We start from the raw sequence: 19,378 nt of genomic DNA on the forward strand, positions 1-19,378 counted from the left end.
TGAATTTAAGTTTGTCAAATTTAGTCATAATGGAAAAATTAATAATAAAAATTTAGTGTCTCATTTTTACATATTGATATTAACTTAATACATCCCGCCTCAAGTTTTGTAATCTTATTAGGAATAAGTCAGAGCTAAAATTGTCAATTAGTATCAGGGCAATAATGTTGGTTTTAGTGATGCTGAATTTCACCTCAGTTCTAATAAGTGTGATGTCGATGACATAAACGCTTTTGGTAATGCAATATTGCCTAACAATCTTTGCTCGTTGTTTCATAATTCGTTAGAATTAATCGCTATTGATAATTGTTATCATTCTTATATGTTCACTGCTTTGGCAGTAGCAGTTCTGCGCCTTACGCCGCCAGCATCAATGACGACACCAGACCAGATCTGAATTGCCTTTGTCAGTGATCAGATCGGTGCCGGATTCTTTCCTGATATCCCCCGACCGAGAATTGGCGGCATTCAATTGAATGCCGTCAGTAGTTGCGCCTGCATGTCGGTTTCTTATGAAAACGACTTGGTTGTGCAGGTGAATTTAATAAGGAGTGTTAAATGAACCGTGGAGCGATGGGTAGTCTCCGGTGGCTTTTTCAGGTAGCTGCCGAGCATAAAGTCAAGCTGTGGTTTTCGATGTTACTTGCCAGTGTCAGCGCGGTGTTTGCACTGGCTCCCTTCTATTTTGTTTATCTTGTTCTTGATCACTTATTGGGTGGTGAACTGGCGGCTGCGGAGATCTTTCTTTGGTGTGGTTTGGCTGTAGTCTGCATGCTGATTCGCTATGCACTGATGATGGTCGCCCTTATGCTTTCCCATAAGTCTGCTTTTGCTATTCAGTACAAAGTTCGGACTTTGGCGCTAGGCCATATGGCAAAGTTGCCACTCGGCTTTTTCAGTCAGCGCAGCTCAGGTCAGGTGAAAAAAATCCTGTCGGAAGATGTTGAGCGGATTGAGCTGTTTGTGGCCCACCATTTACCGGATACCGCATCGGCACTGATTACCCCGCTGGTGGTCTTCATTTATATGTTGGCGGTTGACTGGCGTATGGCGCTGGTTGCGCTCATACCGTTACCGCTAGCGATTATCAGCCAGGGCTTTTTGTACCGTGGTGTGGAAGAAAAGACCCAGCGCTATCACGAAACCCTTGAGCAACTTAATGCCAGTGTTATTGAGTACGTAAGAGCTATGCCTGTTATCCGGGCGTTTAATGCCGGTGGTAAGCCACATACTCTGTTTACCGACAGTCTCGCCGCATACCGTGAGTTGGTAATGAACTGGATTAAAGACTCCGGCTGGCCGTTTGCGGCATTCAAAACCTTGCTTGATTGCGGGCTGTTGGTTCTGTTGCCTGTTGGTGTTTATTTCTGGAGCCAGGGCTCCCTGGATATCGCTGCTTTCACTCTTTGTATTTTACTGGGGGTCGGCATGATGGAGCCGCTGTATAACCTCTGTATGCTGAGCGGTTACCTCAACCAAATCTTCGAAGGTGTTAACCGATTACAGGATTTGCTGGAAACGCCAGAGTTATCTGAGCCGAACCAGGCAAGTACCCCTGCTGATGCCGGTGTTGATTTTTCCAATGTCAGTTTCCGTTATGAAAAACAGGGGCCGGAGGTGTTGTCGAATGTCAGCTTTAGTGCACCGCAAGGAACCCTTACCGCAATTGTCGGCCCTTCCGGTGCCGGTAAGTCAACCATAGCCATGTTGCTTGCTCGGTTCTGGGATGTTAGTGACGGTGAAATTAAGATTGGCGGAAAGAATATCTGCAGCCTGGGCAGTGAGGTTTTAATGAACCAGGTGGCTTTTGTCTTTCAGGACAGTTTCATGCTCGGTCAGTCGGTGCGCGATAACATTGCGATGGGTATAAAGGCCACGGATGAGCAGATTATTGCAGCAGCCAAAGCGGCTCAGGCCCATGAGTTTATCTCGGCCTTGCCGGATAGCTATGACACTCAGCTTGGTGAAACGGTAACCTTAAGTGGCGGTGAAAAACAGCGGATCGCTATTGCCCGTGCGGTGCTTAAGGATGCGCCGATCCTGATCCTCGATGAAGCGACGGCCTATGCCGATGCCAATAATCAGGCACAGATCCAGTCAGCCCTTAGCCGTTTGATTGCCAATAAAACGGTCTTTGTCATTGCTCACCGTCTTTCTACTATTGTCGGTGCCGATAATATTTTGGTGATGGATCAGGGATGTCTTGTCGGTAGCGGTACTCATGAGCAGCTGCTTGAGTCAAATGACGTTTATCAGACGCTTTGGGCATCTCACCAACAATCCCGCCTGTGGGAACTCTCTACCCGAACAGTTCGTCAGAATGAGTCACACCAGCAAGAGGAGTTGATCAATGCTTAGTCAAATGAAGCTGCTGACAGGAAATGACAACCTGAACCTCGGTCGGAATATTGGTTTAGGTTTTGTTGAAGCATTGCTGACAGGCTTGCCATATGTGTTTCTGTATTTAGTGATCAGGGAGATGTTTGCCGTGACGCCGGATATGACGCTGATTTGGTCATATTGCGGTGTGATGGTTGTGCTCTTTGCGGCCAGGGTGATTGTTGCTCGTCAGGTGACGATTGAAGGCCATTCTCTGGGCTATGACGCTGGTGTAGATATGCGTAATCACCTGGCGAAGAAGCTGAAACGGGTTCCGATGGGATATTTGCTCAAAACTGATCCGGGAAAACTGAACTCAACCATGCTGCAGGATGTGACTTTCACTGAGCAGATTTTCTCTCACCTGTTCGCCCAACTGGTGATCACTATCAGCTTGGTGAGTTTGGTTGCTATTGGTCTGACTTTTGAAGACTGGCGACTTGGGGTTGCGATGTGTATCGGGCTGCCTGTTGCTGTGGTGGTGTTTACTCTGCTTAAACGTATCGGCACCCGCTATAGCCGGGCGTTACTTGAGCTGCTGGGGCAAATGAACGGATCTTTGATGGAATACATTCTCGGGATTAAAGTGTTGCGAGCATTTAACCTTGCCGGTAAGCGCTTTACCCGGCTGGATAAACGCCTGAAGGAGCTTCAGCACTTAAGCCTCAAGCATGAGTTCATCGTTGGCCTGGCACCACTGGGTTTCATTTCGTTTGTCGAACTGGGATTTGCTGTGATGTTACTGACCGGGGTTTTTCTGTCTATTGATGGGAATTTGGAACCGCAGGTTTTCGTTCTGTTCCTGATTGTCTCCAGTCGTTTTTTCAAGCCGCTGATGTCTATTGCTATGTATCTGGCTGAATACGGTTTTATGCGCCAGTCAGCCAACCGCATTGAGGCTATTTTGCAAGAGCCCGAGCTGAAGCAGGGCATGATCAGTCAAAGATTGACTCCGGACGTTAAGTTCAGTGATGTCAGCTTCTCTTACATTGATGATGTGGTACTCAAGCATGTCGATTTACACTGTAAGCCGGGTACGCTGACTGCGCTTGTCGGCCCGTCCGGCTCCGGTAAAACCACCATCACCAGCCTGCTGGCTCGCTTCTGGGATGTGGATAGCGGTGTGATTTCGATTGGTGGGAAGGATATTCGTCACCTGACGGCTGAGTGTCTGGCAGATCATATCAGTATGGTGTTCCAGGATGTTTACCTGTTCAACGATACTATTTATCACAACCTGACTTTGGGGATGGATAATCCGAGCCGGGAGAAAGTTGAGGCAGTCTGTAAGGCGACCTGTTGCTGGTCGTTTATCTCCCGCTTACCGGACGGGCTGGACAGTATGATCGGCGAGGGCGGCGCGACACTTTCCGGTGGTGAGAAACAACGCCTCTCCATTGCCAGGGCCATTTTGAAAGACGCACCAATCATTCTGTTGGATGAGGCAACAGCATCATTGGATCCGGAAAACGAAAGTGAAATTCAAATCGCACTGAGTGAACTGATCAAAGAGAAAACCGTGATCATGATAGCTCACCGTCTGAATACCATCGTTAATGCCGATCAGATAGTCGTATTGGATCAGGGGGAAGTGGTTCAGTGTGGCCGACATGAGGAGTTGGTCTGCCATCCCGGTTTATACCAGCAGTTGTGGCAAGCCCAGCAGCAAAGTCAGGGCTGGACGCTGGCAACTTGCTGATATTTTCCTGCTACGTAATTCAAAGGTCGCGATAGCGGCCTTTTTCTTTGCGGTTTGTTTGTATGGTTAATCGTATGGTGACTGTTTTGTGGTTGCCGAATATGACAACCACATAAAGTCAGCAGGAAGTATCGTGCAATCAAAGATCTCAGTGAAGGTTTCTAGCATATGCCAGAAATAAAGCGTATAACTGGCATATGCCAATAACCAGCGTTTTTTACTAAGGCTAATACTCAGCTGCGGTTTCTATAGGACGATGGTATGTAACAGTGGATAAGAGAAAAAATGATGGAGCAGTATCAGATAACAAAGCAGGCCCACGATAATTGTATTGCCTGTGGTCGCGTTGATAATAACCCCGATTCATTGGGGCTGACGTTTATGCCGCAGCAGGATGGTTCAGTATCTGCATCTTTTGATGTGAGTGCTCGCTATCAGGGATATGACGGTTTTCTTCATGGTGGCATGATCAGCACCTTGCTTGATGCGGCGATGACTCATTGTCTTTTTGCCCAGGGTATTCAGGCATTGACGGCTGAGCTGACAGTTCGTTTTTCAACGCCTGTAGAGATTGGACAGAAAGTGCGGCTAAAAGCCCGTTTGACGGGGCAGCGCAGGGGAATTTACCAGTTAGAGGCAAGCATTACCGACGAGCAGCAGCTATTGGCTCGCGCAACAGCAAAATTTATTGAACCGAAGTAAATGGTGAACAGGCTTCTGCAGATTTTTGCAGCCACTCGATGAAGCATTCAATTGCATTGTTATGGTGATGCGAGATCAGGTAGTAGCCGGCGTTGGCTGAAACAGGTGCAAACGGAGAAACCAGTTTGCCGCTGGTAAGGTCGTTTTTGAGCAGGGCGCAACGGGCCATGGCAACGCCTAGTCCGGCTTCAGCTGCCGCCATAGCCATATCAGTTCGGTTGAAATAGTGCCCCTGTTCGCTATCTGCTTTGAGATTCATATTTTCAAACCAATAGCGCCATTCAAAATCCGGCCTGGCGTCGCGCCAGGGCATCGCATCATGCAAAAGAGTGACTTGTCGCCAGCAGGCCGGATCATTCCAGTTAAATCTTTTTTCGTATTCCGGACTCATTACGGGTTGTAGCCCTTCAGGTAACAGCAGTACGCCTTTGTTATGAGGCTGACGGCAGTAATCAATCACCAAATCGTATCCGGCTTCTCTATGGTCAACCAGTGCACCTTCGGCAAAGGTTCGGATCTTGATTTCCGGGTGCTGCTGATAGAAATCCTGAAGTCTGGGAACCAGCCATTTATAAGCAAAAGATGGTGTGAGCTTGAGGCGGATTTCACCTTCGGCAGTCGGTTGCTGAAGCTTTGCAATCATGGTTTGAATATCTGTCAGACTTTGATGAACAACATCGAAAAGCATCTGACCTTGCTCTGTGAGCATTATCCCTCGTGAATGCCTGTTAAATAATGGGAAATTAAGTTGTAGTTCGAGCTGGCGTATTTGCTGGCTGACAGCTCCGGTGGTGATGTGCAGATGTTCAGCTGCCTTGGTGAAGCTGCTAAACCGGGCGGTAACCTCAAAAGTTGCCAGGCTTGATAGGGTACTGCTCTTGATTGCTGGCATTGGCTCCTCCGGTTTGCTTTTAGAAAAACTAAACACTGCTGTTAGATATTATCGATTGTTGCGTAAATGTAAATAAAGCATCCTCTGTTTCATTAAGTCGCAGTTAAAAGAGAGTCGTGAAATGGAAGTCATTGTTTTAGGGTGCGGAGTTATCGGATTAACCTCAGCCTGGTATCTGGCCCTGGCCGGGCATGATGTGACTGTGGTGGAGCGTCAGAGTCGAAGTGCAGAAGAAACCAGCTTTGCCAATGCCGGTCAGATTTCTTATGGCTATTCATCCCCTTGGGCTGCACCGGGTATTCCGCTGAAAGCCATGAAGTGGCTGTTGCAAAAGCATGCGCCGTTTAAGATTAAACCGTCGGTTTCTCCTGAATTGTATGTGTGGGCATCGAAGATGCTGGCTAACTGTAATCAGGAAAAATACCAGATCAATAAAGCCAGAATGCTACGGATTGCGAACTACAGCCGTGATTGCTTGCAGGAATTGCGACAGCAACAGAAGCTGAATTATGAAGGACGTCAGAAGGGAACCTTGCAGGTCTTTCGTAGTGAAGCTCAGGTTGAGGCTGTTGCTAAAGATATAAAGGTACTGGCTGACAGCGGTACACGATACCAGCTGCTTGATGTTGCCGGCTGTATTGATGTCGAGCCTGCTCTGGCAAAAGTGAAAGGCAAGCTAGTTGGCGGATTGTACTTGCCGGATGATGAAACCGGTGATTGTTATCTTTTCTGTCAGCAGTTAACGGCATTGGCAGAGCAGGCAGGAGTGCGGTTTATGTTTGATACCGAAGTACACCGGCTCATTCATCAAGACGGGAAAATTACATCCGTGCAGACCCGTGCCGGAGAATTAAAAGCGGATGCCTATGTTGTGGCAATGGGGTGTTACTCAGTGTCGGTTTTGGCATCGCTGGGACTATCGTCGCAGGGAATGGATATGCCGGTTTATCCGGTTAAAGGTTATTCGCTGACCATGCCTGTTGCCGAGCCTGATCTGGCTCCGCAATCAACGGTGATGGATGAGACTTACAAGGTTGCCATGACCCGTTTTGATAATCGGATCCGGGTAGCCGGAACGGCAGAGCTGGCTGGGTTCGACCTGAGCCTGAGCGAGAAACGCAAAGCGACTATTGCTATGGTGATTCAGGATCTGTTCCCGCAGGGTGGCGATATCAGCAAGACGGAATTCTGGACCGGCCTGCGTCCTATGACACCGGACGGCACGCCGGTTATCGGTAGAACACCTTATGCCAACCTGTTCACCAATACCGGTCATGGCACTTTGGGCTGGACTATGGCCTGCGGCTCCGGGCGACTTTTGGCTGATATTGTCAGCGGCAGAGATCCGGATATCGACCCGGTAGGGCTGGATCTATTTCGCTATGCGAGCTGATAAAAATGGTTGCTGAAGTGCTCTGTGGCTACTTACTCGTAGATAACGTACTGATTAGCAGTTACCTTTTTTCGCCTGACCCGGAGGACAGAAGCTACCGTTGCCATGATGGTTTTTGTCGTTGGTAGAGGCTTTGATATTTACACCGTCGACTTCGCCTTCAATATGAGTGAGCTGGCAGCCGCTTAGCAGAAGGCCTGAGAAAATGATGCTAATCAGAGTCAGTTTTTTCATTGTCGCTTGATATCTATTGATGAAATTATCAGCTAGTGTATGTGTTATAGCTTGGGTGAGTGTCAGGAGAAAGTCAGAGAATGATAACCGCCAGCCGTGATCGGGCAGGTGTCTGCGGTATTGTGTAGTAAAATTGAATTACTAATGTCGGATCGTAACCAGGTGGGAGGCCATATGAAACGGGTCTTTTACATTAGCGATGACTTAGACGACCTTGAGCTGGTGGAAAATGAACTGGAGCTGAGTGGTATCAGCTCACCTCAAATCCATGTGCTCAGCGATAATGACGCCGAGGTTGCCAGCCATCAGAATCTTCACCCAGTGAAATCCTATATGCGTAATGATGTCATCCACTCAACAGAAATTGGCGCGGTAGTGGGGATGTGCATTGCGGTCTTTGTTCTTATCTGTGCTTATCTGGCCGGTTTTACTGAAAGTGCCGGTTGGATTCCCTTTACGATACTGGCGATTGTGATGCTGGGACTTACCACTTGGGAAGGTGGTTTGTTTGGTATTCAGGAATTGCACTACCAGTTTCGACGGTTTAAACATGTCCTGAAATCCGGCAAGCATGTACTGATGGTTGATGTTAAGCCGAGTCAGGAAATTGTGCTGGCCAATGTGACACTGGCGCATGACAAGTTGAAGCTGGCTGGCACTGCTAAGGCACCACCTCAATGGCTCATTACAGCACAGAGTCGTTGGGACAAAATAAAACGCGCGATGCCGTAACGTGTATTAACTTTCCAGTAGGCAGAACACCATGAGTGTTATTGTTTTCTTTGAGAATGAAGCAATATATTCATATTGGCGTGACTGGATTAACACACGGGCGTTACTAATAAATCATTCATTCGCTTCTTTTGGCTGCCATACTTTGATCGCGACGCAGATGCTGTGGTTTAGCGACTAAAAGCTTTGAGCATTCAGAGTAAGGAGCAGACAGTGAAGAATATATTTGTTCTGGGCTCAGATGAGTTTAATTTGTCATTGATGAAAACGCTGGTATCTGCCAAGGACTACTGTTTTCACGTTCTGTTTGATTACGATGAAGTGAAAATGGGAGGCGGGAGGCCTGTTCCCTCGCTTTATGAAGAGGGGCTGGAAAAGCTGAAAAGTTTTCCGGGTCGAGTTGATGCGATTGTCGGTTATTGGGACTTTCCGGTAAGTACCCTGTTGCCTTTATTTCGGCGGTCATTTGATCTGCCTTCTCCTTCTTTTGAAGCATTACTGAAATGTGAACATAAATATTGGAGCAGGCTTGAGCAGCGTCGGGTAATACCTGAATTCATTCCTGATTTTTGTGCCGTTGACCCGTTTTGTGATCATCCCGGCCAGCAAATATCCCTTCCTTTTCCATATTGGCTCAAACCGGTAAAAGCTGCCTCTTCTCAGCTTGGTTTTATGGTGCGAAATGAAAGTGAGTTGCATGCCGCTATTGAAGAAATACGACAAAAGATAGCCGGCTTTGCCGACCCGTTTAACTACTTGATGCAATTTGCTGAGTTACCAAGTGAAGTGAAGACGGTCGACGGCAATTACTGTATTGCTGAATCCATAATATCCAACGGGCAGCAGTGTACCCTGGAAGGGTATGTTTATCATGGCCGCTGCTGTGTTTATGGTACTGTCGATTCCATCCGTGAAGGTGAACATAATTCCAGCTTCTCGCGTTATCAATATCCTTCCATGCTTCCGTTACATATTCGGCAGAAGATGATCGCCGTTACTGAGCGCTTCCTTCAGCATATTGGCTATGATAATGGCCCGTTCAATATTGAGTTTTATTGGGATAGCGAGGCTGATCGCATCTGGCTGCTTGAAGTTAATGCCCGGATATCAAAATCACATTGTCCGCTTTTTCATTATGTTGATGGGATGTCCCACCATCAGGTCATGTTGGATCTGGCATTGGGTAAAGAGCCAGACTTTCCTCACCGACAAGGACCGTACAGTTATGCCGCGAAGTTTATGTGGCGAATCCATAGTGACGCATTCGTGGTCAAGGTTCCATCTGAGCAACAAATACAGGCGGCTATCAGAGAGTTTCCCGGCTGCGAAATTAAACTGCATGTTCATGAAGGGATGCATCTGTCTGATTTGATAAATCAGGATAGTTATAGCTATGAGATTGCCGAAGTGTTCATTGGCGGAAACAGCGAGCATGAATTACTGGAAAAGTACCATAATGTTAAGCAGGCACTGGGACTGGAGCTAAGTCCTTTATTGGATGGTATGTCATGCGATAAAAGAGAAGGAAAAAGTGATGGCAGTTGTCGAGCAGTTTCCACATAAGATTCAGCACATTGAACATACTTGGATCCCCATGCCAGATGGCACTCGTTTGGCGGCCCGGATCTGGATGCCAGAAAATGCAGATGCCCGGCCTGTTCCCGCTATCCTGGAGTATATTCCTTATCGTAAACGTGATGGTGTACGCCTGAGGGATGAGACCTTCCATCCCTATTTTGCCGGGCATGGATATGCTTGTATCCGGGTTGATATTCGTGGCAGTGGAGACTCGGAAGGTGTGATGACTGACGAGTATTTACAGCAGGAGCTGGATGACGGAGTTGCCATTATTGACTGGTTAGCACAGCAGTCCTGGTGTGATGGTAATGTCGGGATGATAGGGATTTCTTGGGGAGGTTTTAACGGGCTCCAGATTGCAGCCATGCAGCCTATATCCCTTAAAGCGATTGTTAGTGTATGTTCGACTGACGATCGTTATGCCGATGATGTTCACTACATGGGAGGTTGTTTACTGGGTGATAACCTGTCATGGGCATCGACCATGTTCGCTTATAACTCTTTACCGCCGGATCCTGAGATTGTGGGTGAAAAATGGCGTGAGATGTGGTTTGAGCGTCTTCAGGGGAGCGGGTTGTGGCTTGATACCTGGCTACAGCACCAGCATCGTGATGAGTACTGGAAACATGGCTCTATTTGTGAAGATTTCTCTCAGGTTACTGTTCCTGTGATGGCAGTAAGTGGTTGGGCCGACGGTTATAGTAATGCTGTGTTTCGCTTACTCGATAAGTTGACTGTACCACGGATGGGGTTGATCGGCCCCTGGAGCCATAAGTACCCGCATATTGGTGTGCCGGGGCCTGCAATTGGTTTTTTACAGGAATGCCTTCGCTGGTGGGATAAATGGCTGAAGGGGATAGAAACCAATATTATGGATGAACCCATGCTGCGTGCCTGGATGCTCGACAGCATGCCGCCATCAACTTTTTATCATCAGCGCTATGGGCGCTGGGTTAGCGAACCGACCTGGCCTTCAGAAAATATCGGGGAAGAGACGTTTTTGTTAGCAAAATATAGTCTGGTGGATAAGGCTCAGAGCGTTTCTGAAGAAAGGTTGGTATTACAATCGCCATTAAGCACCGGATTATTTGCCGGTAAGTGGTGTTCTTACAGCGCAACACCGGATCTGCCGCATGATCAGCGTGAAGAGGACGGAGGGGCTTTACTCTTTACTAGCGCCCCTTTGGAAGCTCCGCTAGAAATACTGGGAGCCCCGGTGGTTGAACTGGAATTGTCGGCCAATAAACCTGTAGCAATGCTGGCGGTGCGATTGTGCGATGTTCATCCTGATAACAAAAGTTCACGAGTGACTTATGGTCTGCTGAATTTAACCCACAGGGACAGCCATGAACAGCCGACACCACTTGAACCCGATAAGCGTTATCGAGTTCGGGTACAGTTGAATGATGTGGCTCAAACGTTCCCCGTAGGACATCGTATCCGGCTCTCGATTTCTTCTTCCTATTTCCCTTTGGCCTGGCCACCGGGTGAACCGGTTCAGCTTTCAATTTATACCGGTTATGGCCGACTGAGCCTGCCAGTTCGCTCACCTCGAGAAGAAACAGTTTTATTTGAACCAGTTCAGCAATCAGCCAGTGGTGCCAAACAGCAGATGAAGGAGGGGCATCATAATTGGCGGGTGATCAGAGAGCTGGATAAGGACTTATCAACTCTGGAAGTGATTAACGATAACGGTACTTATCGGCTCGAAGATATAGATATGGTGGTCAACCGCCAAGCAAAAGAATGGTACTCCTATCAGTGTGATGACTTTCAGTCACCGAAAGGGCGGACGGAGTGGCGGTGGGGATTTGAGCGGGGAGACTGGTCGGTTGAAACCGTCACGCGAACGCTGCTGCATTGCGATGAATCCTACTTTTATCTGGATGCTGAACTTGACGCTTATGAGGGTGAGCAGCGCGTGTATTCACAGAACTGGAACTTACGTATTAAACGTAATTTAGTGTGATCTTTTGAAAGATTGATATGGCTACAAGCTCTGGGTAACGGTTATCCCTAAATCTAATGTCTCATGCACGTACTTATAGAGCTTGATGGCTTAGGATTGGAGGATTCACGGTGAAAGTTAAAACATTGAGTGGCTCTGAGGTTGAACTGTCTCAGCAAGAGCTGGATGGATTGAAATCGAAATTAAATGGCTTACTGATCTTTGCCTGTGATTCAGAGTATGAAGAATCTCGCACGGTGTGGAATGCGATGATTGATCATTATCCCGCGTTTGTCGTTCGGTGTATCGGTGTAGGCGATGTGATGACATGCGTACAGTTTGCACGTGAACATGATTTACTGCTTTGTGTAAAAGGTGGTGGTCATAATATCGCCGGACTGGCAACTGCTGATGGAGCCATGATGCTTGATATGTCCCTGATGCGTGGTGTGTGGGTCGATGTAAAAACAAAAGTTGCTCATGCCCAGGCGGGATGTTTACTCGGAGATGTTGATCGAGAGACACAGGTACATAATTTAGCGGCAGTTCTGGGGTTTGTATCTCGAACCGGAATCACCGGCCTCACTTTGGGAGGCGGTTTTGGTTACCTGACACGACGTTGGGGCTGGGCATCCGATAATGTGGTGGGGATGGATGTCGTAACTGCCGAAGGAAAATTAGTTCATGCCAGTGAGCAGGAAAACTCAGATTTATTTTGGGGGCTTAGAGGCGGAGGCGGAAACTTTGGTGTTGTAACCGGTATTGATTACAAACTCTACCCTTTGGGAGAAGAGATTATTGGTGGACCTGTCGCATGGCCAGCCAGTGAGGCACCTAATGTGTTGAAGTTGTACCGAGAGCTTACTGAAAATGCACCACCGGAACTTACTCTTGCACTGTTGATGCGTCCTGCACCTCCGGCTCCTTGGTTGCCAAAGGAATATCACGGTAAGCCAGTTGTCATTATGCTTGCTTGTTATAGTGGTGATCTTGAGTTGGGTGAAAAAATTATAGCCCCTATTAAATCTCTGGGTAATCCGATTGGTGATATTCTGATGCGTAGGCCCTATACGCAGTTGCAGTCATTGCTTGATGCAACGCAGCCTAAGGGGCGTCGCTATTATTGGAAGAGTGAATACCTGCCTGCTGTGGAAGATAATTTATGTCAGAAAGTGATGGATCATGCAGCTCAGATTCCCTCGCCTCACTCGGCCGTTATTTTGTTTCATTTGGCAGGAGCACTGAACAGATTAGAGGATGAACATTCGCCAGTCGGTAACCGCAATGCGCATTTTGTACTTAATCTTGCCGGATCCTGGGAAGATGAAAACGATGACCTGCAGAATATAGATTGGGCAAGGCGGGCGTGGGAAGATATGAAGTCTTTCTCAACCGGAGGGACCTATATTAACTTTTTGGTTGAAGATGAAGGTCCTGAAAGAATGGAGGCAGCTTTGGGTAAAGGGCTAAAACGTCTTTCAGAAATTAAGGCTAAGTGGGACCCTGAAAATGTTTTTCGTACCAACCGCAATATTAAACCTTTGTATTGAACTTGTGTTAATTCACCTTAATGGAAGATAAAGAATCAGAGGCTTATTTGTTTGTCTTATATCTTTTTGATTTCCACTACTGTTCTTTTGCCAGCGGCCCGCCGTATTGGGACCGCTGACACCGGAAAATGCAGGCCGGGCTTTGACTGTGTTTTTTTATGAAGTCGGTAAATCGGGCAAATACGTGAAATAGTTTCTACAAAAGGTCTGCCAGTAGCAGACCTTTGGGTACAACTAACGCATATTTTTTTCACGTTCTTTTTTCTTTTGCTCTTCTTCTATGATCTTATTGAGTTGCTCTTGTACTTGAATAAGGCGGCTCTGAAGATTTTCTTTGAGCTTTTGTGCTGGCTCGTTATCGAACTTTGCTAAGTGTTTTATTTGCTCTATCAGCTCTTCAATCTCTTTGTTCAGGCGTTCTTTCAGCTTTTCGATTTGGCTTTTTTCTTTGTCATCTTTCTCTGTACGCTGCTCTTTGGTAACGCTGCTTACACTTTTCTTTAATTGGATATTGAGGTTTTTAGCATGGTCGATAGCAGAGATTGGTGCTGGGTTATTAAGATTGATCCCTGACGGGTTATCTGTTTCAGCAAGCTTGTTGTGTTTGTTTGCCTCTGCTTGAGAATTTGGTGAGACTGGTTGTTGAAAGTCCCTGAAGAGAGATGCTGTGTGCATTGAAATGTTCATTTGGCTCTTTAGTCCTTATTTTTATTGGCTCTTTTTAACAGAAAACGACCAAATGTGAGTGAAGGTTAATGCTTTGATTGTATGGATTTGTAATTATTGGTTATTTAGTGGCTGGTAAAGTTGTTCCCTAATCACGCACCTCTTTCGATTTTGTACTGTTGGTTTTTATCGAACTAACCTTATCTCCTAAACATACTTTAATCTGCTCTCCGTCGAGGGTTTCATGTTCTTCGAGTTCTTGAATTAAGCTTTCCAGTTGTTTCTTGTGGGTGCCAATTAAATCTATCGCCTGCTTTTCCGCTTCAGAAAGAAATGCTTTTACTGCTTTGTCGACAGAGCGGGCCGAACTTTCGGAAAAGTGTCGGGGCTGGGCGATTTCTTTACCTAAAAACGGATGCGATTCGCTGTCTCGGAGATCTACCGGGCCAATTTCCTTCGACATGCCCCAGCGGGAAACCATGGCCCGTGCCAATGCGGTGGCTTGGGCTATATCATCATCGGCACCGGAGCTGATTGTCCCCAGCATGACTTGCTCAGCACTGCGCCCGCCCAGAATTACTGCTAATCGGGCTCTTAAATAGTCCTCAGACAAGGTATAACGCTCATATTCCGGCAACTGGTGAGTAACACCGAGAGCTCGACCGCGAGGAATAATACTGACTTTATAAATCGGATCAGCGTCGGGTTGGAAATAGGCCACTAAGGTGTGTCCGGATTCATGAATGGCAAGACGATGGCGTTCGTCTGGCTGGATTGCCAGAGTGCGCACCGTTCCTAGCATCAGTTTATCTCTGGCTTCATCAAAGTGTGCCATGCAGACTTTGTCTGCTTTATCACGGGCAGCGAACATTGCTGCTTCATTTACCAAATTTTTTATATCGGCTCCGGAGAAACCGGGTGTCCCGGCTGATAGCTGTTCAAAGCTGACATCATCATCAAGCGGCATTTTTCGACTATGGACTTTCAGAATAGCAATGCGGTCGTTGCGGTCCGGTAGCTCCAATACCACATGGCGGTCGAAACGGCCTGGGCGTAGTAATGCCGGGTCGAGTACATCAGGACGGTTGGTTGCTCCAAGTACTATGATGGCTTCATGGCCGCTGAATCCGTCCATTTCAGCAAGTATTTGGTTCAGGGTTTGTTCTCGTTCATCATGGCCGCCGCCGAGCCCTGTGCCACGGGTGCGGCCGATGCTGTCCAGTTCATCAATAAAGATAATGGCCGGTGAATTTTCTTTGGCTTCCTCAAATAAATGGCGGACGCGTGAAGCCCCCACTCCGACAAAAACTTCAATAAACTCCGAGCCGGAAATTGAATAGAAACGGACACCAGCTTCACCAGCCAGAGCCCGCGCCATTAAGGTTTTTCCTGTACCCGGTGGCCCCATCATTAGCACTCCGCGTGGCACTTCGGCTCCGAGCTGACGAAAGTGAGATGGGTGTTTGAGAAACTCAACCAGTTCTGATACTTCTCGTTTGGCAGAGTCCTGCCCGGCGACATCATCAAAATTAACATTTGGGATATCTGACTTGCGAGGTGAACCGCGCAGGAAGGAGTCCAGCTTGCCTTTGCCTCCAATCCCGCCGGTGATGTTTTGCTGTGCCCGGTTGATAGCCCAGAACCAGAAGCCAATGATCACGATCCATGGCAACAGGTTCAGCAGGATCAACCATAATCCTTTGTTTTCATCTGGTGGTTGTACTCTAAGCACAATGCGCTGTGCTTCAAGGGCCGGAAGCAGGCTCTCATCACCAATATCGGGTATGCGGGTTTCAAACTTTCGGCTCAGGGTTTTCTGTGGGCCGATGGGTTCTTCCTGCAATAAGGTGACTTCGGCTTTATTGCCTCTAAGGGTGACCGATGCCACTTTTCCGTCAGTGAGCAATGCTTTGAATTCACTGTAAGGAACAGCCTCGGATGGTGACTTGGCGGAGTCATTCGTTAGCAAAAAATAAAACATGATCAGGCCAAGAATCAGTACGGCATTGATAATCCAGTTCTGGATATCCGGTGTTTTTTTCGGATCTTGCTGTTCATCTGGCATCTGTATTCCTGCCTGTAAGCCTGATTAGGTTCAGAAAATTTCATTCTGGCTTAACTGTAGCAGTTGTTGGCTGTGCCTCTTGTCTGAGAATTGCCAGTATCCCTGAAAAATATGGAGCGAAAGTCATGGATAAAAAAAGAACGGACTCTACTGATTAACTCCTAAATAGTTTCAAGTGAACAAGTAACTTTACTGGTTCACGTATTGTCACAAAAAAGTGAAGTATGTCAGTTATTTGTGCGTGATTTGCTATATGCAAAAACAGAAACGTTGGCTATGTTTATAAAAAACTGATTCTCAGGAGTGAAAATGGCCGGAGCGAGTTTATTAACCCTTTTAGATGATATAGCGACAGTGCTCGATGATGTTGCTGTAATGAGCAAAGTGGCGGCGAGGAAAACCGCGGGTGTGTTGGGAGACGATCTTGCTCTGAACGCACAACAGGTGTCCGGCGTCAGGGCTGAGCGGGAAATTCCGGTCGTCTGGGCGGTGGCAAAAGGTTCTTTTCGTAATAAGTGCATCCTTGTGCCGGCGGCATTGTTGATTAGCGCGGTTTCCCCGTGGCTGTCCACCCCAATGTTATTGCTCGGTGGTCTTTTCTTGTGCTTTGAAGGGGCTGAGAAAATCGTTGAAAAGTTACTGCACTCTCCGGTTTTGCAAGAGTCAGATCTGCTGGAGAAAATGGACAGGGCCGACGATTTGGTTGAGTTTGAAAAAGAGAAAATCAAAGGAGCAATACGAACCGATTTTATCCTTTCGGCTGAAATTATAGTGATCGCATTAGGAACGGTTCAGGGTAGCAGTCTGGTTACCCAGCTTCTTGTTGTCAGCTTGATCGCGGTGCTGATGACAACTGGGGTATATGGGCTGGTGGCCGGGATAGTAAAACTTGACGATTGGGGATTGCATTTAGTCAGAAATAACCACGTCTCAACTTATGTCCATGCGCTGGGGAACGGATTAATCAATGCTGCGCCTTATTTAATGAAAACGCTGTCAGTTGTCGGTACAGTTGCGATGTTTCTGGTTGGCGGTGGTATTGTGGTTCATAGTATTCCGAATTCCCATGAGCTCATTCATCATCTTACGGAGCAGACAGATATGATGCCTGGCAACGCTATTATGTTGCCTGCGTTTCTCAATGCTGTGATTGGTATTTTGTCCGGTATTTTGGTGCTTGGGATTTTTTCTGTGTTCGGAAAGATGAAAGCGGTGGCTAAACCGGGATCTTGAGCCGGATTTTGTGTCGATTCAAACTCTTTTTAATATAAGGAGTTATGTTAAAGAGGGATTTGGATTAGAATCATCTTGCCGAATGCCATACAGAAAGAGACACAAAATGAAAAACGTACTGCTTGCGACAGCTTTAACTGCTTTATTGAGTCTATCAAGCTTTTACGCAACAGCTGAAACTGAGCCGGTTACTTTTCAGGATATTCCTGAGGTAATGGCGGAGTTTTATTCAGCGAAAGTGTTTCGTAAAAAGGCGTTTACTTTGGGTCGCTTGCCTCACCCGAGTGAGATTGGTCGGGATATTCCTACTTATGTGGCTGATGAAAACGGTAAGCCAAAACTGGAAACTGAGAATGTGATTTCATCGGATGTTGTGATTGCCCGTAATCCAGAGCCGGTTAGCGGTGCAGTTTTTAATGAATGGCTGGTACCAAAAGAGAAGTGGCAGGAAACTTACGGCGAATTGCCAGATCAGATGCGATTCATGCCTTTCCAGCGAGCAAAAACCATTAAAGCTATTCCTATCACGGACGACATTCTGACCCTGCTGGGCAGTGAAGATGGTGAAACTGCCATCATTGCCGTTGAATGGAATGAGCAGGGAATGACGGTCTACAAAGATGGTTATCTGACGGACGGCGGCTATGGTATCGCCCCGGCAGAAATGACGAAGACTTATGAAGAGATCGATTGAATAACGAACTGATAACGCCCCGTTTTGGGGCGTTATTTCATAACACGCCCATTGATGCTTTTAATGTACTCAAAGATATCATTAACATCTGCTTTTGAAAGTGTACTCTTTAAGGCTGGCATTACTCCCCCCTGATCGCTGTCACCATCAAGAACTGAATTAATAAGTTCGGTTTTCATACCAAACAGATTCATCAATTTGTCATATATATTATCCTGGCTAACCACTAATGTTGTTGTAATCACTCTATCCCTAACTACTAGTGATAATAACTACCAGATATTCATAAATATCAGATAATTAGTTTCTTAATGAAAGCGGAAGAGTTGTTTGGCAGTTCTATTTTGGAACGTTATGATATGGTCTAATCTGTTTGCAGGTGTAATAAGAAAAAATAAAGGTTGTCGGCTATCTCTCTGACTAATCGGATTGATATTTACAGTTTAGTGAAATTAATCTGAACCCTGCGATTAAGGTTATTTGCGTATAAGTTGTATTTGAAATTGTGCATTGCTGATTTCGTAAGAAGGCTAGATAAAATGAAAAGTGCTGTCGAAAGACGTATGGAAATAGTCGATGTGGTAAACCGAGATGGTAAAGCCCTCGTCGAGGACCTTGCTTCGAGGTTTAATGTCTCCACTGTCACCATTCGAAGTGATCTCAGTTTTCTTGAGAAAAATGGTTACATTGTGCGGGCGCATGGCGCAGCCATATCTAACACCGGTGGAATTACGGAACTGAATGTTCATGAAAAGCGTCGTCAAAATGTGGGGATTAAAACCTTACTTGGGGAGGCTGCTTCGCGATTGATCGAAGATGGAGATATCGTCATTCTGGATTCTGGCTCAACAACGCGCGAAATCGCAGCCAATATCTCCAATGTTGAAAATGTAATAGTAATGACTAATGGCTTGGATGTGGCAGTTGAGCTGTCGTCAAAAACCGGCGTCGAAGTATTGATGACCGGAGGCGCTCTGCGAAAAAAAACGTTATCTTTCACCGGGGCACAGGCTGAAGCCGGTTTGAAGAATTATCGCTTCAATAAAGTATTTTTGGGTGTAGATGATTTCGACTTTCGCTCAGGAATTACAACACATAATGAACAGGAAGCTAGCCTTAACCGTTTGATGTGTGAGGTTTCTGATCAGGTTATTGCTGTTGCGGATTCAAGTAAATTTGGTAAACGAAGTCATCATCTGATTCGCGAAATTGATCATATTGATACACTCGTTACTGACTCTGGTATTCCTGATGATTATGTTCAGACTTTAAAGAATATGAATATCAATCTCATTATTGTACAAATCTAGTTTTAGCTATAAAAGCCCTTGCCTATACAAGGGCTTGACTCTTGATATTAAGCTATTGTTTTTAGATTGTTACTTGTTAATCGTGAAGCCATAGCATGACGAGTTATAGATATATCCAATTGTCAGTAAGTTTATTATTTATAGTCACTCTATTCAGTTTTTCTTTTTAATTTGATGTTTTCTTGGATAAGTAATATTTTGCTATCATCTTTCTTGTGATATTGATTCTTATTTGTATGGATGGTTATTTTTAACTTTCCAGGAAAAATATTTAAGTTTTTTCTCGTCACGTCGCTTCTTGAT

General features: G+C 46.3%; 16 protein-coding genes. 11 read left to right on the forward strand and 5 right to left on the reverse strand.

Going from position 1 to position 19,378, the window contains the following annotated elements; translation table 11 throughout:
* Positions 1–558 precede the first annotated feature (558 nt).
* The 3 genes from C942_RS05585 (at position 559) to C942_RS05595 (ending at position 4,780) form a co-directional block, all read left to right on the forward strand.
* Positions 559–2,358 carry an ABC transporter ATP-binding protein gene (locus C942_RS05585; protein ID WP_036798861.1) on the forward strand — a complete coding sequence of 600 codons (1,800 nt, stop codon included), beginning with the start codon at positions 559–561 and terminating at the stop codon, positions 2,356–2,358.
* Positions 2,351–4,078, forward strand: coding sequence for an ABC transporter ATP-binding protein (locus C942_RS05590; RefSeq protein WP_007463436.1), 1,728 nt, complete (start codon positions 2,351–2,353; stop codon positions 4,076–4,078). Before C942_RS05585 ends, C942_RS05590 begins: the two co-directional genes overlap by 8 nt.
* A 285-nt stretch (positions 4,079–4,363) precedes the next feature.
* Positions 4,364–4,780 (forward strand): PaaI family thioesterase, encoded by a 417-nt coding sequence (locus tag C942_RS05595; protein ID WP_007463438.1) that lies wholly within the window; start codon positions 4,364–4,366, stop codon positions 4,778–4,780.
* Here C942_RS05595 and C942_RS05600 read toward each other — a convergent pair.
* On the reverse strand, positions 4,764–5,672 hold the full coding sequence (locus C942_RS05600; protein WP_007463440.1) for a LysR substrate-binding domain-containing protein: 909 nt from the start codon (positions 5,670–5,672) through the stop codon (positions 4,764–4,766). The two genes, C942_RS05595 and C942_RS05600, sit on opposite strands and share 17 nt — an antisense overlap.
* A gap of 121 nt (positions 5,673–5,793) precedes the next feature.
* Between C942_RS05600 and C942_RS05605 the strand changes: the two genes are divergently transcribed.
* Complete coding sequence (locus C942_RS05605; protein WP_007463442.1) at positions 5,794–7,065, forward strand: D-amino acid dehydrogenase; 1,272 nt, start codon at positions 5,794–5,796, stop codon at positions 7,063–7,065.
* Positions 7,066–7,119: 54 nt separating this feature from the next.
* Here C942_RS05605 and C942_RS05610 read toward each other — a convergent pair whose 3' ends face one another.
* A complete protein-coding gene (locus tag C942_RS05610; RefSeq protein ID WP_007463444.1) occupies positions 7,120–7,299 on the reverse strand; it encodes a hypothetical protein in 180 nt (59 codons plus the stop codon).
* A 174-nt stretch (positions 7,300–7,473) separates the two neighbouring features.
* Between C942_RS05610 and C942_RS05615 the strand changes: the two genes are divergently transcribed.
* From C942_RS05615 to C942_RS05630, 4 genes are all read left to right on the forward strand, one after another.
* Positions 7,474–8,031 carry a hypothetical protein gene (locus tag C942_RS05615; RefSeq protein WP_007463447.1) on the forward strand — a complete coding sequence of 186 codons (558 nt, stop codon included), beginning with the start codon at positions 7,474–7,476 and terminating at the stop codon, positions 8,029–8,031.
* Positions 8,032–8,244: 213 nt separating this feature from the next.
* Complete coding sequence (locus tag C942_RS05620; protein WP_007463449.1) at positions 8,245–9,594, forward strand: ATP-grasp domain-containing protein; 1,350 nt, start codon at positions 8,245–8,247, stop codon at positions 9,592–9,594.
* Positions 9,566–11,578 (forward strand): CocE/NonD family hydrolase, encoded by a 2,013-nt coding sequence (locus C942_RS05625; protein WP_007463451.1) that lies wholly within the window; start codon positions 9,566–9,568, stop codon positions 11,576–11,578. Before C942_RS05620 ends, C942_RS05625 begins: the two co-directional genes overlap by 29 nt.
* Positions 11,579–11,688: 110 nt before the next feature.
* Complete coding sequence (locus C942_RS05630; protein WP_007463453.1) at positions 11,689–13,107, forward strand: FAD-binding oxidoreductase; 1,419 nt, start codon at positions 11,689–11,691, stop codon at positions 13,105–13,107.
* A gap of 234 nt (positions 13,108–13,341) precedes the next feature.
* Here the strand turns inward: C942_RS05630 and C942_RS05635 are convergent, their stop codons facing one another.
* Entirely contained in the window at positions 13,342–13,782 is a 441-nt protein-coding gene (locus C942_RS05635) for a hypothetical protein (protein ID WP_198287464.1), read from the reverse strand.
* Positions 13,783–13,921: 139 nt separating this feature from the next.
* Positions 13,922–15,838 carry an ATP-dependent zinc metalloprotease FtsH gene (ftsH, locus tag C942_RS05640; RefSeq protein ID WP_007463456.1) on the reverse strand — a complete coding sequence of 639 codons (1,917 nt, stop codon included), beginning with the start codon at positions 15,836–15,838 and terminating at the stop codon, positions 13,922–13,924.
* A 309-nt stretch (positions 15,839–16,147) separates the two neighbouring features.
* Between ftsH and C942_RS05645 the strand changes: the two genes are divergently transcribed.
* Complete coding sequence (locus C942_RS05645) at positions 16,148–17,071, forward strand: DUF808 domain-containing protein (RefSeq protein ID WP_007463459.1); 924 nt, start codon at positions 16,148–16,150, stop codon at positions 17,069–17,071.
* Positions 17,072–17,177: 106 nt separating this feature from the next.
* Positions 17,178–17,765: a hypothetical protein gene (locus tag C942_RS05650; RefSeq protein WP_007463461.1), complete on the forward strand. Its 588-nt coding sequence runs from the start codon at positions 17,178–17,180 to the stop codon at positions 17,763–17,765.
* A 32-nt stretch (positions 17,766–17,797) separates the two neighbouring features.
* On the opposite strand, the gene C942_RS25000 is transcribed toward C942_RS05650, so the two are convergent.
* The gene (locus C942_RS25000; protein WP_157372567.1) at positions 17,798–18,010 is read right to left on the reverse strand and encodes a c-type cytochrome; all 213 of its coding nucleotides are present in this window, start codon (positions 18,008–18,010) and stop codon (positions 17,798–17,800) included.
* A gap of 294 nt (positions 18,011–18,304) precedes the next feature.
* Between C942_RS25000 and agaR the strand changes: the two genes are divergently transcribed.
* Positions 18,305–19,075 (forward strand): transcriptional repressor AgaR, encoded by a 771-nt coding sequence (gene agaR, locus C942_RS05660; RefSeq protein WP_007463465.1) that lies wholly within the window; start codon positions 18,305–18,307, stop codon positions 19,073–19,075.
* Positions 19,076–19,378: the final 303 nt, after the last annotated feature.

Origin of the sequence: Photobacterium marinum, assembly GCF_000331515.1 — a bacterium.
In the GTDB taxonomy this organism is placed as follows: domain Bacteria; phylum Pseudomonadota; class Gammaproteobacteria; order Enterobacterales; family Vibrionaceae; genus Photobacterium; species Photobacterium marinum.